Here is a 21,820-nt window from a genome sequence, read left to right as displayed (position 1 = left end):
GCTAAGTAAGATGACAATGGTTTGACTTACTCAAGCTGACATTTGATAAAAATGATAGTTTCAATCAGCCTACTCTTATTGCTGACTACCATAAAGAGGAATAACGAATAAATTGATGAAGATCAGGAAAGCGTGATTAAGATGAGCGCCTGTTATTCTGCAGGCGCTCAGGTTAGATTCAATTAATAAAAATCAACTGTGGCACTGATTGAAACGGTTCTTGGTGCGCCGAGTACAAGATATCCATTACCTGGATAGCCGCCAACTGAAGCCCAATAGTCTCTATCAAATAGATTATCAACACGTGCTCTCAGAGTCAGATCTTGATTATCCAGTTGAATTAGATATTTCGCCCCAATATCGATTGTTGTCCAGCCATCAACTTTGAGTGTATTAGCATCATCTGCATAACGAGAACCTGTGTAGTTAACTCGTCCATCTAATGCCAGCCCATTCACTGACGGAACCTCCCACTCAGCCCCAACAGTCGCCTGCCACTTGGCAACTCCAATTACTCGGTTGTCATCAATGCTACTATCACCTGTATCTTTTTGCTTCGCATCCAGCCATGTCACCCCACCAAGTAACTTCAAGTCATCAGTCGCTTTACCATATAAGGTTAGCTCAACACCCTGATGCTCATCTTCACCTGATTGTCTAAAAACGGGCCTATCAGGATTACTTTTATCCATAAAAGAACGAGGTTTTGATGTTGTGAAATATGCTAGCCCAGCTCCAAAGCTATTTGTTTCATATTTCAGGCCAATTTCTTTTTGCTCTGAAACGTAAGGGGCAAAAGATTCTCCTGCATTCACTACAGTAACATTCGAACCAGAATTAGTTTGCGTTGTACTGTCAGCCGTATCCCCTTTAGTCAAGCTTTCAATATAATTGGCATATATAGCGAATTCTTCAGTTAGCTTATATACGGCGCCTATTGCAGGTGTAATTTCACTATCATCATACTTTCCAATCAGTCCAGTCTGGCCGTTATAATCATAATCTTCTGTTTTTAATGTTTGATGACGAGCACCTAAAGTGAGCAGTAACCTATCATCCATAAAAGATAATGTGTCCCCAAGTGCAAAGCTGTTCAGCCTCACTCGACTACCTAATCTCGGACTGTATAAATCAGCTAACGCAGGCTTAGTATAATAAGTTGGATTGTATAAATTGCTGCCACCAGGAATAGACACAAACCGGAATGCATTCTTTTTCTCTGACTCAAAGTATGAGTATGCTGCAACCAATTCATGTTTGATAACCCCAGTATTGAACTTGCCTTTAATACCGACTTCGCCCGTTTGAATACGATCTATGCGGCCATTATCAAATCTGCTCAATGTGCCATTTCCGGTAATACCGTTTGTAATATTTAGATTACTGAGAGAATTTTCTTCTTCCCCATGTCTCATCCCATAAGCAGCCCAAGCAGTTATATTTTCAGTAAAATCATATTCACCTCTGAATGTACCAAAGTAATCTTTTTCATTTGAGTAAGACCATGGTTGAGCCCAATTCTCACTTGCATTGGGCGTCGATGGAACGTTACTAACTGCGTTCATCAAACGTAAATTTGTTCTTGTTTGTGCCAACTGATGATTTTGATACCCCATATCAGCAGAGAGTCTTAATCGCTCACCTTGGTAATCCAAACCGATATTAAATAAGTTCAGTTCAGCTTGTTCGTCATCAATAGATGTACCGCCATTATGATGTGCTGCATTGACCCTGATCCCAAACTCATCATATTCACCAAAACGACGAGCAATATCAGCTGCTCCATTACGCTCATCATTTACTGATGCGCCCAGCGTGATTCGATTTAAGTCATAGTTTGGAGCTCGTTTAGGCAAAAGGTTAATCGCTCCCCCTATGCCACCTCCGTTTGGATTAGCGCCAGTTAGGAAAGCTGTTGCGCCACGAAGAACTTCTACGCGCTCAAATAGCTCTGTAGCAATATACTGACGTGGTAATAATGAATATAAACCGTTATATGCCACATCATCGGAGTTTAAAATGAATCCGCGTATGAAATAAGATTCCTGAAAGTTTCCGAACCCTCTTGCAACTCTGACCGTCGGATCATTTCGTAATACATCCCCAACACTCTGCGCTTGCCTGTCCTGTATAAACTCATTGGTGTAACTGGTAATACTGAATGGGGTATCTAAGTTATCTTTTGTACCCAAAATGCCGGCTCGGCCTCCTTCAGCCACCTGGCCTCCAGCAAACGCAGGTGAGAGTCCCTCAGCTGAAGCATCAGCACTCGCAGTTACAGATAAGGTGTCCAATTCTAGAGCAGTGTTAGCTGACGTTTGCACTTCATCTGCTAATGCATTCTGAATCCCCCCCATGGCCAATGCCAACATCATACAAGTTGATTTTATTCTCATTTTTTATCCTATTTAGCTTGAATTAATTGTAAATTAAAGTAAACGAAGTGTAAATGAGACTGATTTTTATTTATTAACAATATTTAACTATGCGTTGAATGCTAACTTGATGTAATCTTTAGTTATTACACAAGGATCGAATGTGAAAAATAAACAATCTGAGCATCCATATATCTGTCCTGATTTATTGGAACAGTGGCAAACTATCATGGATATCTTATCCGTCATCATGGACGTCCCCATCGCTTTGATTATGCGCTACGAAACGACTCACTTTAGCGTATATGTCAAAAATGACGCTCAAGGTAATCCATTCCATATCGGTGAAATGGTTGAAAACGGTGCCGGTAGCTATTGTGAGTCGGTTATAAAAGATGATAATCCCATACTGATCCCAAACGCATTGTTAGATGAAAAATGGGCAAACGCACCTGAGATTGAAATGGGTTTGATTAATTATCTTGGCTTCCCTGTTCGCTGGCCTAATGGGGATGCGTTTGGCACTATTTGTATTCTGAACACAAAAGCCGTTTCTTATTCAGAGAAACAGCAACAGCTCATGTTGCAAATCAAAAATATTGTAGAGTCAAATTTAGAATTACTTGAAAAAAATCAGCAGCTAGAAGTTCTATCAAATAATTTGCAATATCTTGCTAATACTGATGATTTGACAGGTATATGGAATAGAAGAGCCTTCATCAATGAGAGTAATAAAGAACTGAAACGCAGTCACAGAAGCGGTCACATTGTTTGTCTGCTTATGATGGACATTGATGATTTTAAAGACATCAATGATGCTTTCGGTCATGAAGTGGGCGATGAGGTACTCAAACTATTCAGCCATTGCATTCAGGCAACGAAACGCCCCTATGACATTTTTGGTCGTATTGGTGGAGAAGAATTTGCCATATTGCTTCCTGAAACGGGCTTAAAACAGGCGACTCATCTAGCAGAACGCATTCGCAAAAAAGTGTCAGAGATTTTTTATTTCACCCAAGGCCAGTCCATAAAGATCACTGTCAGTATTGGTGTTCATCAAGTTGATGATAAAGAAACAAATATTCTGGTGGCATTGAATCAAGCGGATAAACTACTCTACGCCGCTAAACATTCAGGAAAAAATACTGTGATGGCAACGTCACTTTGACTCAACCCCAGGTCGCATTCCACATTGCTCTAACAAACGTTGCCAAGACTGAGTGTGACGCTCTAGGGCTTGATGTAACTGCTGCCAGATGCCGGTAGTTGTGTCAGGATCTAAATTTTCCTGCCGGTAGGCATTAAAATCATCCGACACTGTGTTGTGCCCTTTTACCTGTGCAAGTCTGTTCAATAGCGGAAAAATCTCATCGCTCTGCTGAGTGACTGCCGCCAAATAAGGTTGCACTTTCCCAATATAAATATTGAAGAAAAAGTGACGTACGATTTCAGCTTGAGGTGTCACGCGCTGTTGATAGCACAGCGCTTTCCCGGCAAGTCTTGCTTCTATGATCTGAGTTGCATCATTTAATCTCGCTGTTAACAACTGAGCACTTTTTAACAATTTGCCAGCATGATGGCTGTATAGCCATTGTTGCTGTATTTTGCCTAATTGTTGTAAATCTGTATCGAGATGCTGATTATCTATCTGTTGTTTTATCTTCAGAAGTTTTTGTAACCCTGTTGTCGTTGAGTGGTTTGAGCTAGTGTCAGTCGGTAAATATCCTTTTGAATATGTCATCAATTCCGTTATTTCTTCTGTCGACCAAACTGCGTTCCAAAAAACCAGAGGAAGCGTTACACTTTTCTGTGCTATGGCCTGTTTGAGAATATCTCGAGTTTGCTCATCATCAAGTGTATTTAAACAAAGCTTGGCCGAATGAATAAACTTCATTTCATAGCGAAGTCGATTTATGGGCAGCATGACACGCCCCAAAATAGAATTTCGCTCAGCAACCACAACCTGTAATTCACAACCATATAAAGATAAAAACTCCAGCATATTCACGTCTATCTGGGGCACGTCGAGCATTCGTTGCTTTTTATCAGGCAGTTTTGTTAAGGCAGGTAACTTAGAAGTTGAGACAGGTTGATCTAACACTCTGGCCAGACGGACTAAGTATTCATCCATCATAGAATCTGGCTCGTTGAACTTATCACATGCCGTCATCAACAAAACCAGGCTAAGAAGAGAAATGACCTTTTTATTCAATAGGTTCACTATGACAAAGTTGGGCTTAAGCAGGTTAGATATAGCTTGTAATGAACTAAAATCATGTTATCGGACAGGTCAGGAAATTTGCTGATGTATGCCAAACATCAGCAATGGCTGCCCTGCTTGGGTGTGGGTGATGATCCGACCTTTAGTCAGCACATGTACTACTTTTCCGTTTCGATGCAACATCCTTATCGTACATTCAAAAAAGTCTGTCTCACCTTTCAAATGCCTTTCTAATTGTTTTTCGACGTTGAGTACATCATCAGGGTGACAATGCTCCTTCCAGGTGTCCATTGTCATCGGCAATAGCTCAGTTAAATCATAGCCTATCATTTCTGCCCAATTCTGGTTATAGACGGCCTCTCCCGTTTCGATATTCCACTGCCAGCTCCCCAATTTCGCACTCGATAGCACTGTTTCCAATCGTTTGGCTTCTTGACGTAACTGTGTATGTGCCTCTTGTCCAACGGTCTTATCGACTATAAAACCAATGATTTTTGAAGGATTATCAATCGCGTCACGCTCCACAAAAAAATTGCCATGCAGATAACGTATGTCATATTGGGTAGGAATGCGAAATGTCAGCTCAAAATGCTCCTCAAATTGGGATGCTTGTTCTAATTCCATAGATATGCGGTCGCGATCCAATTCATGAACCATTTGCATCCATTGCTTGTATGAGCCCTCAAATGTGTTGTTTTCGATTTCATAAATAGAGAGTAGCTGCTCGTCCATATAAACTTTGTCTGAATAAAGGTCCCACTCCATGACGCCTATCTTGGCGATATGAGTCACCATAAGCAGTCGCTGTTCAGACAAATTACGGCTGGCATGAGCTTCTGAGGCTTGTTTTGTCGCCCCAGCCCCTTGCCTTGCCAAAAATGAAATGAAACTAAATATAGCTACACCAACAAGCGTACAGATAATCGCTATCAATATAGGTTGATAGCGTTCTGATAAGGTCATGAGCTCATCATGACTATAAACGAACAAGCGCCAGTTTCTCTCTCCAACATTCAGCTCAAACATGTGTGAGAACGCTTTTTCATTTTCTTTTTCATGATAAAAAGCGTGTTCAGTGTCAGCATTTTTGTATAACAACGTGTATGCGTCATCACTGAAATCATAAATCTCAAAATTTAACGTTTGTTGTCCTCGGCCTAAAATACCCTGCATGAAATCCTTCATCCTGAACGCGGCATAAACAAAGCCCTGGATTGCATCTCTACGTTCAACAACAGAACCGGTGGCCTTATTATGTTGATACACAGGCACATACATTAAGAACCCATGCTGCTTTTCTTCATTTGTCTCCTGTTCAAGGATAACCGGGCCAGTCGCTACTGCTTGTTTAGTATCTCTGGCTAAAATCATCGCCTGCCTTCGAACAGGCTCTGAAAACATATCAAACCCAAAAGCACGTTGGTTACGCCAATCAAAAGGTTCTATGAACACAATCGAACTATACTGTTCGCGTTTACCTGTGGGCTCGAGAGTGTAATCAGGAAACCCTTCTTCCCGGATGGATTGGATATGTTGAGTAAGGGATTGAGAAGGAATCATCTCGGCGTAACCAATCGCCTGTATGCCAGGAAAGTCTCTCTGCAATTGAATCGTATCGACAAAATGACGCCAATCTGTGCGGGTCACTTGAGTACTGGCATCAAATAATCCTTTGCCACTACGAAGTGCCAACTCATAATCACGCATCCGCTCCGATATGGCCTGAGCAACGTAACTAGCTTCATAATTAAACCGCTGATTCACCTTGTTATGAACAGTAGTGAATAACAGATAACACAGCCATGTACTGATCAACAGCCATAGTGATAGTGCCAGCCATGCTGATGGTGGATGCTTTTTGATGTGCCTGGAAAAAAACGTTTCCATTACTTTTAAGTTACCACCCAATAAAGAGATAAGTCATATCTACAAATAGCCGTGTTACTCAGTATGACGATGAGTTGATGATGAAGCTAGCTACCCAAACTAAGAGCACTTTTTTTACAGAAAAATCCTTCTGCAAAAATGACATCGATCATTTCATCATTTTGTCACAATAAAACGGCATAAACTATCAGTGACCAGCAGGGATTCGTGTTTTCTGAGATAGGTCGAGATCAGTTGTTGAGGCTTCTTATCTTGACAGGCAAAAATATTTTTGACACGGCTCTGTATTGTCTATACATTGAACATAGCTTGAAAGTTGATCTGAATATTTATTTTTCATTTCGAAGCATTACCATCAGTAGCTCGTCCTGTTTGTTAATAAGTACTCTGCACACTTCCAGCTATACCAAAAAGTCTCAATTTGGGACTTCAATTATTTATTAAGAAATTAGGATTATTTATGTCTACAACTACTGGTACTGTTAAATGGTTTAACGAAGCTAAAGGTTTTGGTTTTATTGAACAAGAGTCTGGCCCAGACGTTTTTGCTCACTTCAGCCAAATCAAAGGTGACGGTTTCAGAACCCTGAATGAAGGTCAACGTGTTGAGTTCACAGTAACTCAAGGTGCTAAAGGCCCTCAAGCAGAAAACATTACTGCTCTGTAAGACATTATTTTTACAGAAAAGAAAAAAAGCCCCGTTATTCGGGGCTTTTTTTTTGCCTGCTGTTCTATTCCACAACCTGTTTGGCAAAATGTTTATATTCACGACCAATCTGTTGGGCTCGGCTATCAGGAAATACATGGGGCTCGCCCAGCTCTAATGCCTTAATAATCGCCTGTGCGACAACACTGGGGGGGGCTGCGTCACTCACCCCTATCGATTTCGCCATATCCGTATCGACAGGTCCCGGATGAACACTCAAAACAACCGTTCCTTGCTGACCCAGCTCGTGCCTAATGGCTTGAGTTAGAGAGTATGCGGCGGCTTTAGATGCCGCGTATGTCGCAAAAGCTGGCACACTTCTTAGTGATGCAATTGAGTTGAGTTGAACAAATGCACCACCACCGTTGTTCTTTAATAACGGAGCAAATGCTTGTGCCATTCTCAACAAGCCAAATACATTGATATCAAATTCATTCTGTAAGGACTCAATGGCGGCCGGGTCTAAAATAGCGGCTTTATTTAGAATACCTGCATTGTTGATAACAACATCCACATCCTGTGCGTTTGCCGCTGCAGCATAAATGGAATTAGGTTGATTAAGATCGAGAAATATAGGTGTGACGCGATCAGCATAACGCATTTCAAAATCATCTACCGAACTCAAATCTCTTACCGCAAGGTAAACTTTTTCAACTCCATAATCGAGTAGTGTCTCTGCGATAACTCTACCTATCCCCCTATTAGCGCCAGTGATAAACACAACCCGATGTTTTAAACCAAATCCTGCATTCATATTTTATCCCTGTTGATGGTTTCCACTTGCTGACTGACGGAATCTAATAAAGTTCAGGGTCTAAATAGTTGCCATATGAAAATCAGTCAAATACATTGTGTCCGAGATAAACTGAAAGGCACCCCATGGATATCGAACACTATCAGAGTCTGATCGAACAATTTCTGAGTCAATTAATGCATTGGTTGAGTAGTCCAAAATTTTATTCACAAATTGGATTAATCATACTGGCACTGCTCATTGGCTTGTCAGTGAATCGATTTCTTCGCAATCTCTCCCCTCTTCTCAGAGAGAAGCCAACGGAAGGTCCTATTCTTCAAATCCGTCAAGGTATATTCAGGCTGAGAGAACTCATTCTGCCGCTGATGCTGGTGTTATCTATGTCTGTAGCAGTCGACATCAGCCAAGCTGTGATTGGTCAAGCCTGGCTTGTTAAACTCAGCTTAAGCCTTGCGGTTATATTCATGCTCTACACGATTATCACCCGTTTCGTTGAAAAACAACTTTTTAGAAAACTCGCTTTATGGTTCATTTTGCCTATTGCTGTTTTGCACGTGTTTGGCTGGCTAGATGAAGTAGTCGCTTACCTAGAAACAATCTCTCTGCAGATCGGCAACTTTAAAATCTCTGCTTATGGCGTTGCCAGAGTCCTCATTTTCGGTTCAGTTTTATTTTGGTTAGGTCGACTTTCCAATAGTGCCGGTCAGCAAATCATTCGTAATCAGCATGATCTGGATATCGGCACAAGAGAAGTGTTTGCGAAGTTATTTCAAGTAGGGCTCTTCTTTGTCGTCTTTCTACTTTTGCTGCAAATCATGGGCATTAATTTGACGGCGTTGGCTGTGTTTGGTGGTGCGCTTGGTGTTGGTCTGGGCTTTGGTCTTCAGGCCATTGCATCCAATTTTATCTCCGGCATTATTCTTCTATTAGACCGTTCTCTTAGTGTGGGTGACTTTGTTGAGATGGAAGATGGTCGTTGTGGCACCATTCGCGAACTCAATATGCGTTCAACGACATTAGAAACTTATGATGGTAAAGACATCATGGTGCCTAACGAACAGTTTATTACGACCAGCTTTACCAATTGGACGCACAAAAATACTAAACAGCGCTACTCATTAGAGTTTCAGGTTGCCTATAAAACTGATTTACACCAGCTATTTGAACTAGTAAGAGAGACTGTAGCAAGTCATCCACAAGTGATTAGTGGCGATGATATACCTCTTGAAGAGAGACCTGATGCTGAAATAAAAGGCTTTGCTGACTCTGGTATAGATATTCTGGTCGAATTCTGGATGCAAGGAATTGATGATGGCCCCAACAGGGTGGGCGCGGATCTGTTGTTGATGATTTGGGATACTTTGAAACAAAACGATATCGACATTCCCTTCCCACAACGAGAAGTTAAAATTATTAATCAATAACTGCCAGGATATCCTTAACATTAAATGCTTGCGCACAAGCATTTAATGTTATTATTTAGTCACTTGGTTAATACCAGTCTCACTTTATTATTGGGAGTTTTTTATGAAATATACACCGTTCATTGCTCCCATTCTTGTCACCGCCGTTATCGCTCTAAATCAGACTTTCGCTTGTGAAACCCAGCCATCCTGTAAAAGTAATACAAAAACATCGTCCCCTGCTCAAAGACTGGCAGAAAGTTGCTATCAACAATGGTTAACTCTCGACTGGACACTGGCAAATGCAGAAATGCTAGCAAGAGACAATCTCGCTTTTAATGAGGGTGTGAGAAATATCTGTCAGGCTAGGGCTGAACTCTTCTTTGAGGGGTATGAAATAAAGCCCTTTATCGCAGCTGATTCACAGCAAGAAGTCTTTCCACTGGTTTTTCGTCCAAATGTCGATGCAATAAAATCACAAATTCGTCTCAATTTACCGAAACTCAGACTGATATAATGAGTCTGAGATATGGTATATCTTTTTTTATCCAGAAAATTGTCATTTCATATAAACAACTGAGAATAAATCCGATTTGCGTTGCTTTGATTACTCTCTATAATGAGCAATCTTGAGTTGTTATAGACTTAAGCGAATCAATCAACGGCGACTAAGCCTTATTGCATCGTGGCAATGTTAATAAGCAAATTTTTTAAGGAATCAACGCATGTCAAACTTTGATAACTTGAGACTCGATAATCAACTGTGCTTTGCTTTATATAGTGCTACGAACAGCATCACACGATTTTATCGCAGTCTGTTAAATGAATATGATCTCACCTACCCCCAATATCTGGTTTTAGTTGTTTTGTGGGAAAAAGATGGTGTCGCCATTAAAGATGTGATGAAACAACTGAAGTTAGACTCAGGTACATTATCTCCCATCATTAAACGGCTTCAGGCTGCTGAGCTGGTTGAGAAAGTTCGCACAGATGAAGATGAAAGGGTTGTTCGCCTTTTCCTAACGAACAAAGCGAGACAATTGGAACCTCATATCGCTGAAGTTCAAAATAAAGTGGCATGTAAAACTAATTTGTCATCAACAGAGTTTTTTGACTTATTAAGCACCCTGAATCAACTCACCAATGATCTCAATCAACGTGAAGAAACTACTGAGAAAATGACCTAAAGCTTTATTTGATACACATGGACAGTAAATTTGAATAAAAGCCACAGCGTTAATAAAGGAATAAATAACATTAATAAAACAAACTCAGCAAGCAGATAGACAGCTGCTTTAACTGCACGATCTGCCTGCTCTCTGACTTGCTGAAGTTTTGCTTCTATATCTAACTGCCCTTTCAGACTGTTAAACCAGCCTTTTGATTTTTCTTGTTGTTGCTCACTCAATGTTTCCACTTCATTCTGGGTCTGTTCCAAGACAATAACAGCTTCTTCCCTCTGAGATGCCAATAGCTCATGCACCGTTGCACTAGCCATCACTGATATAGGTATCAATAACCTGAGAATAGATAAAAACAATACTGTTTTAAGAAAAACAGGTGTGAGTTGCTGTGATGTTTTAGCTAAAAAATAACTCGCCGCCGCTATCAGTGCTAATACTGCAATCGCTATTCTCAAAAATGCTTGATCAGATAAAAATAAGATAATTTGCTGAATGCCGAGTGAAGCTGAGGCAGCTAATAACACACTTGAGAATTGTTCTATTAGGTCATTTAAAGGATCGAGTATTTGTCCCGGTGCTAATGTCAGCCCGACGCCCATGGGTTCTATAGAAACTTCAGTTCCCTGAGCAACAGAGATGACACCATTTAAGCCTCTTGCCAAAGCATAGACTGACAAGGTGACCGTCATCATTTTTTTAAGCTGATGATCAGTCGACGTTGCAACAGGAAAGCAAGCCAAAATTAAACAAACACAAAGCAGTGATAATGACAATCGATGTTTGTTTAACATATTCAACTCATCTCTCAGCGAACACAATTTCGACCATTATTTTTCGCTTGGTAAAGTGAAACATCTGCCCGGGCAATTAACTGACTCATTGTTTCCTGCTGTTGATACTCTGCTACCCCAGCACTCACTGTAATTTGACGTTTTTTACCATTGTATTCAAATACATGCTGGGCAATCGCTTCGCGAATGTTGTTTGCGAGTTTAATGGCTTGATTTTGATTACAATCTTGCAACATTAAAACGAATTCTTCGCCACCCCAACGACATACCACATCTTCTTCACGAACCTGTTGGCGCATAATGCCAGCCACTGCGGTAAGTACATAGTCACCATACTGGTGACCATGATTGTCATTAACTTGTTTGAAGTGGTCAATGTCAATCAGTACGAGTGATAAAGCTTCCTGGTGTCTTTTACCCCTGGCAACAGCCTGTGTAAAGAATGAATCAAATACTTGCCTATTGATTGCACCTGTAAGCTTATCCTTGGTGGCCATGGTTTCAAGACGACCCTGATATCCTCTTGACGCTAAATGCAAAATAAAAAGCACAATAAGACTTATGGCAAATGACACCATAAGGTTTAGAATCAACGCGTTTTCGACTTTTTCTGTACTCGGGTCGTTAACCTGCTCGACAATCAGATACCAGTCAAATTCGGGCACTAAACGGCTATTGAGATAAATGGTACTGCCATTCACCGTGTTAAAAGAAAATGATGAACTGGGCGTCGTGAGAATACGTGTAAATACCTTATCCAGACCTTCTTTATTCTGAATATGAAGTTCCTTACTGTACTTGCTGCTTTGCAGCATAACTTGACCTTGTCGGTCTATAAAATAGATTTCTCGACCGTAACGCTGTTGATAATTTTCAATAAGCTCTTCCACAACCAGTAAAGATAATCCAACACCTATCACCCCAATAAACTTTCCTTTCTTATCAAGAACGCGATAATTGACAAAGATACTCAGACGATTTGGCTCAGCCGTATCTCGGTCAATATTGATGAGATAAGGTTGATTGGCGTTTTTTGCTTTGTAATACCAGGCATCAGCCTCAACGTCTTCAGATACTTTCTTCAAGATGCCAGTTGGATGGTAATAATTCTGCGTTTTACTGGAAACAAAAAATGCCGTAATAGTGTTGTATTTCTCTTGAATCTGGCTAAGGTAACTTTGCATTTTTTCTGGTTCAAGCTCACCTTCATTGACCCAATCGAATACAAAAACATCATTGGCCATCAAAGAAGAAATCACCAGTGGATGAAGCAGATCTCGCTGAATTTCTGAATAGATATTATCACTGGTCAGCGGAAGCATCTCTTGTTGCAGGCGTTGTGAGATCGAACTTCTGGCAACAAAGTAACCAATTAAACTTGTTGCTAAAAAGCCCATTAAAACGATGATGCTAATAATGAGTGTGTAAAGACGCTTACGATTTTTCAAAGAGAAGACACCAAAAATAAATGGTCAATAGTATTCAAGCTTTCACATTATTTCCAATTTTTTAGTCTAGGTCGAAAGGATAATCATGTTCATCCTTGTCATTCACAGTCCTCATTTTTCTATGATGTCTCACGCCCAGAGCAAAACTGATTAGCAAAAGAATATAAAAGACGTCTAGGTCATCTTGTTTGAATAAACTGATGATGGCCCAGAAAACAGGAATATAAAAAACAACGCTGGAGAGAACAGCAGCCCACATAGGTAAATCCCTACGTGCAGCAAGGTATACATAACGGCTGAAAAGCCCGGATAAAAAACCGCCAAAAATTGCCAAGCAAAGATAAAGCACCATACCAATAGTATTTACATGCGACATACACTACCTGCTGACTATTGAAACGACAAAGGAACAGAGTACACCACTCCCTATGACTCTCTCACTATATACGCATTAGTAGTGCATTTACACTGCCGTTGGCAATGATAGGCTTTGTTGGAGTTTATGTTTATTTTTTACCACATCGGCCAGTGTATACTCATCCAAGACTGCAAAAAATGCTTTTTGCGCTTTTCTTAGCGCACTAAAAAGTACACAAACCGACTCAATTGGACACTGACAGTTGGTACCAAAGCATTCCAATAATTCCGGATTTTCAATCTTTCGCAGAAGCAATCCAATATTTATTTCTTCTGCTGGCAAAGCTAATTTCAGACCACCGCCCCTGCCACGCTGGCTGATAATAAGTTTTTCTTGCACCAATCGTTGCGCCACTTTTGCCAGATGATTTGTTGAAATACCATACCGTTCAGATGCATCTTTGACCGTAGCCGGTTTTTCCTGACTGTGAATCGCTAAATACATCAGAAGTCTCAGCGCATAATCTGAATGAGAAGTTAGCTGCACAGCACTGTACCTTGAGTTATTTTATGTGTCATTCCGTTCTTCCTTCTGTAGAAGTCATCAGTAAATCACAGACATAAGCAATTTTTCAGCCATCGGTGTGTTAATCATAAAACATTGCAAGTTATCTTCTCATGTTACTCCATTATACCGAGCTTAGCAGGCTAACTAGTCAGTGTTTGTGCCAGCATCTGTTTGCCATTCACCAAACTTTTGGTTCACAAATGCGCACTTAAAAAGTGCATTTGAATCAAATACGTGCTTCACGGCAAATTCACGATACACAATCAATGATGTTCGCTAAAAAAGGTGAAGATATGCGTCTAAGTATTACAGGAATTATTGTCATGATGATGTTATTGAGCGGTTGCCAAAAAAGTCATCCACCTATCGAACCCGTCTCTTATGTCGACATAGACCGGTTTATGGGTGATTGGTACGTAATCGCCAATATCCCCACCTTTATTGAAAAAGGGGCACATAATGCCATCGAATCTTATGAGTTGAATGATGACGGCACAATTCAGACCACATTCACGTTTTACGAGGACAGTTTTGATGGTGAATTAAAAACCTATCACCCCAAAGGGTTCGTCACGGATGAACAAACTAACGCTATCTGGGGAATGCAGTTTATCTGGCCAATAAAAGCAGATTACCGAATCATGTACCTGACTGAAGATTACTCTCAGACTATCGTCGCACGCAATAAGCGGGATTATGTCTGGATTATGGCCAGAACGCCGACCATCCCAGAGGCGGATTATCAGCACATGCTAAAACTGATCGAGAACGCCGGTTACGATATTAGTCAAATCCAACGCGTTCCACAGCAGTGGCCAGAGAAACAGGCTGACAAGTAAACCCTAGTCGGGCCGAGCTTCAATGGCCAAATCGTCAACCGTATCGACAATTGCTGCGTACAAGTCACGAGTAGCTGCAATGGTGACTTCTTGGACCTGCTCAGCAGAGAGCTGCTTCCCGTTATTCAAACACAGAGGTCGCGTGGCTGTGGCATCTGCCACAATCGTCACATTGTAACCACGATTAAAACCGCCATGAGCAGTCGAGTTCACACACATATGTGTCATGAAGCCAGCAAGGATAATATTTTCTATGCTTCGTTTTCTGAGTGCTTCATCCAATGATGTCTGAATAAATGCATTGGGAAAACTTTTTTCAATGACATATTCGCCATCAATCGGCGCCACTTCATCGGCAATAGCACCCAAGCGGCTATTCAAATCATACGGTGAACCTTTTCCACCATCATGCTGGATATGAAAAACAGGAACACCATGTTCACGTGCAAGCTCGAGTAATTTTTTTACTTGCTGAAGCGCTGGTTCAACATTATCCAACTTCAATACCCCTTCCCTGTAGGTATTCTGACAATCAATCAGTATGAGCGCAGACTCACTTAATGCTGAAGGTTCATGGCTTATCCCAATGATATCTCGTAAAGTCTTCATATGCATTCTCCATGGATAGCGTCAACTGAACATAGCATATCTACCGCACACATAACATGCTAACTTGCATAAATTTTTCCAATCGCTATTATTCCGCAGCTAGCCAAGATTTATATTTAAACAGGAGTAAAAATGGCCTCAGCCCTTACCCAAAGAACCCATCGTTTTGCGGCTATTTTTCTTAACATAAAACAGAACAAGATCTTTGAAACGATTGTTGTTGCTGTCATTCTTTTTTCAGCATTAATGATAGGGGCAAAAACTTACAATATCCCCAGTCAACTGCTCACCGTCATTGTCTGGCTGGATTATGGCATTACCATCTTCTTTCTTATCGAAATCAGCATTCGCTTTTTTGCTGAAACCAACAAGCTGAATTTTTTCAAAAGTGGTTGGAATATATTCGACACCATTATTGTTGTGATCAGCTTGATTCCCATAGAGGATAGTGAACTGGCTCTGGTAGGCCGTTTGGTAAGGATCTTTCGTGTTTTGAGGATGGTATCGGTCATTCCAGAGTTGCGAACACTCTTAAACTCATTGCTAAGGGCCTTGCCACAACTTGGTTATGTGGCGCTGCTGATGTTTATTATCGTATATATCTACGCTGCAGTTGGCACTACTTTCTTTGCTAGTGTGAATGAAACTTTATGGGGTGATATCGCAGTTTCGATGCTGACATTATTTCGAGTGATGACCTTTGAAGACTGGACAGATGTCATGTATGAAACAATGGAGTTCTATCCATTTAGCTGGGCCTTCTACATCAGCTTTATCTTTTTAAATGCTTTTGCTTTTTTGAACATGTTAATTGGCATTGTTGTGAATGTGATGGAGAAAGAAAATGCTGAACAATGGCAACAAGAGCATGCTGGTGAACCCACTATTCAGGATTTATCCAGACAGTTAGATGAGTTGAAACAACTCATCAAAAGTAAGCAATAAAAAAGGGAGCCTAGGCTCCCTTTTCTTCATCTTGAGGCTATTTATTGACCTAACGCACGTAACATCCAAGCCGTTTTTTCATGGACTCGCATGCGATCAGAGACTAATGCTGCAGAGGACTCGTCATCCGCTTCTTGTGCAAGTTTAAGTGCTTTACGACAAGTTTTAACCACTTGTTCATGACCATGGGTCAGTAAATTAACCATTTCTTTTGCTTCTGGTACACCTTCAACTTCTTTGATCGAGCTTAGCTCAGCAAATGATTTGTATGTACCAGGCGCTGCCACATCTAATGTGCGAATGCGTTCAGCAATGTCATCCACCGCGGCCGCCAGTTCGATGTAGTGTTCTTCAAACATCAAATGTAATTCCCGGAATTGAGGACCGGTGACATTCCAATGAAAGTTGTGGGTTTGTAAATAAAGAGTGTAAGAGTCTGCCAATAAGCTTTTTAAGCCATCCGCAATATCTTGTCTATCCTGCTTATTGATACCGATATCAATTTTACTCATTAATGAGCCTCCTTATTATTAAATGGACATATATAGTCACTACGAACGCTGATTCGTTCATATGAATTACATATTACTACATCATAATGACTGTACAGGAAATGTGAAACAGTTTATTTCCATATAAATAATCGGAAATACCGATTAGTTAATCATCGATTTTATCTATTCACTTGATTGATTTAAATCATTGTACATTCGCCAAAACGTAAATAATAATTATTCTCAACAAAGGGGAATAGTGATGAAAAAAACAATGAGTTTTGCTGTTGTACATTTCACTGTGGCATTTACTGTTGGCTACGTCATGACAGGTAGTGTCTTGGTCGGAGGCACGATGGCCTTAATTGAACCGGCTATCAATACGTTTGCCTTCTACGCCCATGAGAAAGTATGGACTAAAATGACACGCTCACACTCTGATAACAAATCATCAGCGGATTTTAGTACAAAAAATTTGGTAAAGTCTGGCCCAATGGAAGTATGAGATAACACTAGTGCAGCTAGCCAACCAGTTAACTATTTTTAAGGCTTTTTTTATATTGGGTTTGACTGCATTTGGCGGTCCTGTTGCTCATATTGCCTATTTCAGAACACAGTTTGTCGAGAAAAGACAGTAGTTATCTGACCCAGAGTTCTCACAGTTGCTCGCCATAAGCCAGGCTTTGCCTGGCCCGGCAAGTAGCCAGCTGGGATTTGCTATTGGTTTATATCGTGGTGGTATGTTGGGCGCGGTGATTGCATTTATTGCTTTCACTTTGCCATCAGCCCTGCTTCTGGTGCTGTTTGCTTTGTCGATATCATCAGCATCATTTCCGTATAGAGAAGCGGCACTACATGGCTTGCAGCTCGTTGCATTGCCGGTTGTGGCTGATGCGGTATGGAAAATGACTCGCCAGCTCTGCCCTGACCTTAACACCAAACTCATCGCCCTACTCAGTCTGATATTTTTATTGACCCTACCCTCTAGCTACAGTCAGTTTTTTGTGATGCTAATTGGTGGTATAGCTGGTATTTTTCTCCTTTCTTCGACTGAAAATAAGCAGACATTTTCATTCAATTTGTCTTATGGCAAAAAAACGTCTGTCGTACTGTTAGTCGTTTTTGCTCTACTCTTTTTAGCGCCCGTTCTTGCTATCGATAATCCCTTGTTTCATGTCATGACGATTTTTTACCAGACGGGTGCCACTGTTTTTGGTGGAGGGCATGTTGTGCTTCCGCTACTGGAAAACAGAATTGTCGATACAAACTTAATAACTTCTGAACAATTTTTATCTGGATATGGTGCTGCTCAGGCTATACCGGGCCCATTATTCACACTTTCCGCTTACTTAGGGGCACTGTTACCAGGTGGAAATGGTGGTGTACTTGGCGCGCTACTCTCTTTATGTGCCTTATTTCTGCCAGGCTTTTTATTACTGTTAGCACTTCTCCCCTTATGGCAGTCATTGCAAAATAATAGCGTGATACAAAAAGCACTGTCTGGGATAAACGCGGCGATGGTCGGGTTATTAGCGGCTGCGCTCTATCAGCCAATCTGGCAACATCTTGTTCTATCGTTTGCAGACATCATGATTGCGACAACTGGCTTTATCTTGTTACATATTTATCGTTTATCGCCTGTTGTTATTGTTGTATGGTGTCTCGCTGGCAGCATTCTCACGAGTTTTTTATGAATTCCGCATGTATCAGGCAAGCACAACAAGCAGACATCATTAGCATCACCGATTTATTAAATCGCTGTGCTGAACATATGCATCAACAGGGTATGGCACACTGGCTTGGTGTCTACGATGCAGATTCAGTCAAAGAGAATATGATGACCAAGCAGGTCTATGTATTGGAAAAAGATGAACAGATTCTTGGTTGTATCGCGATGGGCACAGAAAAAGCCAGTTACTATCATGAGTGTTGGCCTGAAGCGCCTTTGGCAGATATTTATATCACACAATTAGCTGTTTCTCCTTTGGTTCAAGGCTCTGGATATGGCAAACAACTCATGCAATTTTGTCTCGATAAAGCCGGTGATACATCGGTGCAATTAGATGCCGTCGATCATTACCCAGCTTTACTTAAGTTTTATAAGGATCTGGGGTTTCGTATTATCGCAACAGGAATAGGTTTAGGTGATAAACGTCACTTGTTTGCCTACCCCAATTAACGCATTTCCTGATTAGGAACTCCCAGTCGAAATCTCAGTCATTCATTTAAATGATGATGGAGATAAATATGGTTTACGCGTTACAAGAACACACTGTGTCATGCCCTTACTGTGGTGAAATGATTTCAGTCATCATCGATGGCTCTGTCGACTCACAGGAATATATCGAAGACTGTGAGGTATGTTGTCGCCCTATCACTTTTAGCGTGGAAGTTGATCATGAAGGCATTCATGTCCAGACATCACATGAAAATGACTAAGATGTGACTTTAGCCCACAATAGACAATAATAAATCCTATTTGATATTCAATATCAATTACACTAACATGCTGATTCGCTCTTGATGGCAATCACGCATCCATTCTTTTTATACCTAGCCGATAACAAACCAAAGACCTCAACCTCTCCATGCGAAAATTCTGGATCGAGTTTCACCGAATCAGTGGTTTAATTCTTATTATTCCACTTTTACTACAGAGTATTAGTGGGTCTATCATTGTTTTCGATCATGCTATTGATGAATGGTTAAATCCGCAACTCGTCCTTTCCGGCCAGCTCAATGCTCCTCCTGCACCACTCTCAGACATTTTGTATGCAGCCCTCCATGCCGTGCCCGATATCGCGCATATCAACTCACTGCGAGCACCACGTAACGATAAGGCCATGTATACCGCCTTTGTGGAAATGAAATCGCAGTCACCACTGCATGGCAAAACTATCGAAGTGATGATTCATCCCTACACAGCAGATGTGGTATCAGTGCGTGAATGGGGCAGTTATTTCACATCAATGATTTACCTTTTCCACTTCACCTTTTTATTGGGTGAATCGATGGAGCTGGTGCTGGGCTTTTTAGCCATATTGATGTTAATCAACGTCATTGTTGGTGTTTATTATGGCTGGCCTCGTAGTAAAAAAGCCTGGAACTGGTTGCTGGCACGCACCCAAAAGGCCACCTCAACTGTTGGCCGCTTTCGACGAACTCATATTGCGCTAGGGCTAATGTCTCTACCGATTTTTATTACCCTCATCGTGAGCGGTATCAGCCTGATATTTCCTGATCAAACAAAGTGGCTTTTAAACCGTCCTGACAAAGCATCACCAAATGTAGCCTGGCTCGCAGATGAACCTGTCCAAGCTGAAAAGTGGCTGATCAGTGCAAAACAACACTGGCCTGATAAACAATGGCAACGGATTATTCCGCCAACGGAGCAGAATCCAAGCGTTGAAATCCGCTTAAACGCAGAGAATGACCCTCGCCAAACATCTGGTAGTTTTGTGTTATGGCTGAATCCACAAACCAATGAAGTGTTAGCAGAACAAAACTATAATGACATGACGGTCAGACAGAAAAGCGCTTTTTGGTTATTCCCTTTACACAGTGGTGAGGCCTTCGGGCTCACTGGACGAATTTTGGTGTTTGCTAGTGGTTTATTTACGGCTATTTTGAGTATTGCAGGAGGGTGGTTATGGTACCGACGCAAATTCAAGCGCCAGCACCAAAAACGAACTACTTAATCCACACTTGTTTGGCATTCACAAACTCTTTTATGCCATGCGGTCCTAACTCGCGGCCATAACCTGACTTTTTAATACCACCACTAGGTAAGCGAGGATCTGTCTTCACAATCCCATTGATGGCCACTTGACCGGCATTAATTTTCATCGCAAAGTCCTTCGCCATTTCAGCATTATTGGTCCAGACACCCGCCCCCAATCCAAACTCAGTATCATTTGCTAATACAAGCACTTGTTCAGCTGATTCAGCCTTAATGGCACACATCACGGGGCCAAATGTCTCCTCCTTAAATGCGGTCATATCTGCCGTGACATCAGCTAAAAAAGTCACCGGATATGCGAAACCTTTGCCTTCGGGCAGCTCACCACCTAATAGACATCGCGCCCCCGCCTGAATAGTCTCAGTGACCTGGCGATGCAGGTTATCCCTTAAATCAGCACGTGCTATCGGCCCAATATCGGTAGTTTCTTCCAATGGGTCGCCCATGCTTAATTTTTCCAGACGTGTTTTTAATTTATCAATAAAGTCGTCGTAAACAGGGGCTTCAATAATAATGCGCTTTGCTGCAATACATGACTGCCCAGCGTTAATAATACGAGAAAGCGTTGCCACGTCGGCAGCCTCATCCAGGTTCGCATCCGCCAGCACGATCAGAGGATCGCTCCCCCCCAACTCGAGCACTGAAGGTTTAATTTCTGATGCTGCCATGGAGGCGACCTTGGCACCAGCTCCAGCTGATCCGGTAAACGAAACCGCCGCAATATCTGGGTGACGAATCGCTTTTTCGACCAATGCTGTCTCCACCGGTAAGTTGACCATAATCCCTACAGGCGCACCGGCTTCTTTAAATACCTGCTCGATCGCCTGAGCACAGCCAGGTACATTCGGGTCATGTTTCATGACACAGGTATTACCCGCCATTAAAGCCGGGGCGAGATAACGAAAGGCCAACCAAAGTGGTGCGTTCCACGGCAGGATACCCAGCAAGGTACCTAGCGGCTGGTAACAGACATAACTCTCAGTCGCATCAGAGGGTAACACTTCATCACTCAGGTAGGCTTCTGCATGCTCTGCATAAAATTCTGCACACCATGCGGCTTTTTCTACTTCAGGCCCACCTTCTTTGACAGGCTTACCCATTTCTTCCGCCATGAGTTTACTGAGTAATGGCTTATTTTGTCTCAGTGATGCGGCGACCGATCTCAATACTTCTGCTCGTTGTTTGATAGGCATGGTTCGCCACGAATCAAATGCATTGACGGCTTTAGCAATGGTGATATTGACGCCTTCTTCATTCAGCGAATCGTAGTTATGAATGTCTTGTCCAGTGTATGGATTCGTTGCTGTTAACATCTCCACCTCATTTCGATTGTTTAGCTTTCGGTTTTGACTTGTCATCAGACTCAGTCTGACGGGCCTCATTGATATCCACTAACTTTTTATCTGCTTGATCAGGCTTTACCGTGAAATCACGATCCATGGTAAAAAAGGATTTACAGCCATCTTCAGTCACATAAATGGTGTCTGAAATACCGCAGGT

22 protein-coding genes and 2 pseudogenes are annotated in these 21,820 nt (G+C 41.6%); 12 read left to right on the top strand and 12 right to left on the bottom strand.

The window, feature by feature from the left end:
• Positions 1-182: 182 nt before the first annotated feature.
• A complete protein-coding gene (locus B3014_RS03355) occupies positions 183-2,396 on the bottom strand; it encodes a TonB-dependent receptor (RefSeq protein WP_289244857.1) in 2,214 nt (737 codons plus the stop codon).
• Between the two features lie 142 nt (positions 2,397-2,538).
• Between B3014_RS03355 and B3014_RS03350 the strand changes: the two genes are divergently transcribed.
• A complete protein-coding gene (locus B3014_RS03350; protein WP_289244856.1) occupies positions 2,539-3,543 on the top strand; it encodes a GGDEF domain-containing protein in 1,005 nt (334 codons plus the stop codon).
• Here B3014_RS03350 and B3014_RS03345 read toward each other — a convergent pair.
• Together B3014_RS03345 and B3014_RS03340 are read right to left on the bottom strand one after the other, a co-directional pair.
• The gene (locus tag B3014_RS03345; RefSeq protein WP_289286906.1) at positions 3,535-4,509 is read right to left on the bottom strand and encodes a DUF3080 family protein; all 975 of its coding nucleotides are present in this window, start codon (positions 4,507-4,509) and stop codon (positions 3,535-3,537) included. The genes B3014_RS03350 and B3014_RS03345 overlap by 9 nt on opposite strands.
• Before the next feature lie 156 nt (positions 4,510-4,665).
• Complete coding sequence (locus B3014_RS03340) at positions 4,666-6,483, bottom strand: CHASE domain-containing protein (protein WP_289244854.1); 1,818 nt, start codon at positions 6,481-6,483, stop codon at positions 4,666-4,668.
• A gap of 460 nt (positions 6,484-6,943) precedes the next feature.
• Here B3014_RS03340 and B3014_RS03335 point away from each other — a divergent pair, with 460 nt between their 5' ends.
• Positions 6,944-7,150 (top strand): cold-shock protein, encoded by a 207-nt coding sequence (locus tag B3014_RS03335; protein WP_007145321.1) that lies wholly within the window; start codon positions 6,944-6,946, stop codon positions 7,148-7,150.
• 64 nt (positions 7,151-7,214) lie between these two features.
• On the opposite strand, the gene B3014_RS03330 is transcribed toward B3014_RS03335, so the two are convergent.
• Positions 7,215-7,943, bottom strand: coding sequence for an SDR family oxidoreductase (locus B3014_RS03330; protein ID WP_289244853.1), 729 nt, complete (start codon positions 7,941-7,943; stop codon positions 7,215-7,217).
• A 125-nt stretch (positions 7,944-8,068) separates the two neighbouring features.
• Between B3014_RS03330 and B3014_RS03325 the strand changes: the two genes are divergently transcribed.
• The 3 genes from B3014_RS03325 to B3014_RS03315 all read left to right on the top strand — a co-directional run bounded on the left by B3014_RS03325 (position 8,069) and on the right by B3014_RS03315 (position 10,533).
• Positions 8,069-9,367, top strand: coding sequence for a mechanosensitive ion channel family protein (locus tag B3014_RS03325; RefSeq protein WP_289244852.1), 1,299 nt, complete (start codon positions 8,069-8,071; stop codon positions 9,365-9,367).
• A 103-nt stretch (positions 9,368-9,470) separates the two neighbouring features.
• Positions 9,471-9,863, top strand: a complete 393-nt coding sequence (locus B3014_RS03320) for a hypothetical protein (RefSeq protein WP_289244851.1) — start codon at positions 9,471-9,473, stop codon at positions 9,861-9,863.
• 208 nt (positions 9,864-10,071) lie between these two features.
• Positions 10,072-10,533: a MarR family winged helix-turn-helix transcriptional regulator gene (locus tag B3014_RS03315; RefSeq protein ID WP_286304857.1), complete on the top strand. Its 462-nt coding sequence runs from the start codon at positions 10,072-10,074 to the stop codon at positions 10,531-10,533.
• On the opposite strand, the gene B3014_RS03310 is transcribed toward B3014_RS03315, so the two are convergent.
• The 4 genes from B3014_RS03310 to B3014_RS03295 form a co-directional block, all read right to left on the bottom strand.
• The gene (locus tag B3014_RS03310; RefSeq protein ID WP_289244850.1) at positions 10,530-11,321 is read right to left on the bottom strand and encodes a hypothetical protein; all 792 of its coding nucleotides are present in this window, start codon (positions 11,319-11,321) and stop codon (positions 10,530-10,532) included. The two genes, B3014_RS03315 and B3014_RS03310, sit on opposite strands and share 4 nt — an antisense overlap.
• A gap of 14 nt (positions 11,322-11,335) precedes the next feature.
• Positions 11,336-12,769: a sensor domain-containing diguanylate cyclase gene (locus tag B3014_RS03305; protein ID WP_289244849.1), complete on the bottom strand. Its 1,434-nt coding sequence runs from the start codon at positions 12,767-12,769 to the stop codon at positions 11,336-11,338.
• A gap of 61 nt (positions 12,770-12,830) precedes the next feature.
• Complete coding sequence (locus B3014_RS03300) at positions 12,831-13,145, bottom strand: hypothetical protein (RefSeq protein WP_289244848.1); 315 nt, start codon at positions 13,143-13,145, stop codon at positions 12,831-12,833.
• A gap of 87 nt (positions 13,146-13,232) precedes the next feature.
• On the bottom strand, positions 13,233-13,673 hold the full coding sequence (locus B3014_RS03295) for an RrF2 family transcriptional regulator (RefSeq protein WP_289244847.1): 441 nt from the start codon (positions 13,671-13,673) through the stop codon (positions 13,233-13,235).
• A gap of 314 nt (positions 13,674-13,987) precedes the next feature.
• Here B3014_RS03295 and B3014_RS03290 point away from each other — a divergent pair, with 314 nt between their 5' ends.
• A complete protein-coding gene (locus B3014_RS03290; RefSeq protein ID WP_289244846.1) occupies positions 13,988-14,533 on the top strand; it encodes a lipocalin family protein in 546 nt (181 codons plus the stop codon).
• A 3-nt stretch (positions 14,534-14,536) separates the two neighbouring features.
• On the opposite strand, the gene B3014_RS03285 is transcribed toward B3014_RS03290, so the two are convergent.
• Positions 14,537-15,142, bottom strand: coding sequence for a cysteine hydrolase family protein (locus tag B3014_RS03285; RefSeq protein ID WP_286304863.1), 606 nt, complete (start codon positions 15,140-15,142; stop codon positions 14,537-14,539).
• A 132-nt stretch (positions 15,143-15,274) separates the two neighbouring features.
• Here B3014_RS03285 and B3014_RS03280 point away from each other — a divergent pair, with 132 nt between their 5' ends.
• Positions 15,275-16,087 (top strand): ion transporter, encoded by an 813-nt coding sequence (locus B3014_RS03280; protein WP_289244845.1) that lies wholly within the window; start codon positions 15,275-15,277, stop codon positions 16,085-16,087.
• 41 nt (positions 16,088-16,128) lie between these two features.
• Here B3014_RS03280 and B3014_RS03275 read toward each other — a convergent pair whose 3' ends face one another.
• Positions 16,129-16,599, bottom strand: a complete 471-nt coding sequence (locus B3014_RS03275; protein WP_289244844.1) for a Dps family protein — start codon at positions 16,597-16,599, stop codon at positions 16,129-16,131.
• Between the two features lie 244 nt (positions 16,600-16,843).
• Between B3014_RS03275 and B3014_RS03270 the strand changes: the two genes are divergently transcribed.
• The 5 genes and pseudogenes from B3014_RS03270 to B3014_RS03250 all read left to right on the top strand — a co-directional run bounded on the left by B3014_RS03270 (position 16,844) and on the right by B3014_RS03250 (position 20,279).
• Positions 16,844-17,086 (top strand): DUF2061 domain-containing protein, encoded by a 243-nt coding sequence (locus B3014_RS03270; protein ID WP_289244843.1) that lies wholly within the window; start codon positions 16,844-16,846, stop codon positions 17,084-17,086.
• 10 nt (positions 17,087-17,096) lie between these two features.
• Positions 17,097-18,275, top strand: a pseudogene (gene chrA, locus B3014_RS03265) (chromate efflux transporter).
• Positions 18,272-18,760, top strand: a complete 489-nt coding sequence (locus B3014_RS03260) for a GNAT family N-acetyltransferase (protein WP_289244842.1) — start codon at positions 18,272-18,274, stop codon at positions 18,758-18,760. Before chrA ends, B3014_RS03260 begins: the two are co-directional and overlap by 4 nt.
• Positions 18,761-18,828: 68 nt before the next feature.
• Positions 18,829-19,020, top strand: a complete 192-nt coding sequence (locus B3014_RS03255; RefSeq protein ID WP_286304869.1) for a CPXCG motif-containing cysteine-rich protein — start codon at positions 18,829-18,831, stop codon at positions 19,018-19,020.
• Between the two features lie 149 nt (positions 19,021-19,169).
• Entirely contained in the window at positions 19,170-20,279 is a 1,110-nt protein-coding gene (locus tag B3014_RS03250) for a PepSY-associated TM helix domain-containing protein (protein WP_289244841.1), read from the top strand.
• Here B3014_RS03250 and B3014_RS03245 read toward each other — a convergent pair.
• A complete protein-coding gene (locus B3014_RS03245) occupies positions 20,272-21,633 on the bottom strand; it encodes an NAD-dependent succinate-semialdehyde dehydrogenase (RefSeq protein ID WP_289244840.1) in 1,362 nt (453 codons plus the stop codon). The genes B3014_RS03250 and B3014_RS03245 overlap by 8 nt on opposite strands.
• Positions 21,634-21,640: 7 nt before the next feature.
• Positions 21,641-21,820: pseudogene (locus tag B3014_RS03240) on the bottom strand (aminopeptidase P family protein); the annotation flags it as partial.

The organism is Methylophaga sp. UBA678, from assembly GCF_002299105.1.
GTDB lineage: Bacteria > Pseudomonadota > Gammaproteobacteria > Nitrosococcales > Methylophagaceae > Methylophaga > Methylophaga marina.
Note: the sequence above shows the minus strand (reverse complement) of the source record. Positions and strands in the feature narration are given on the sequence as shown.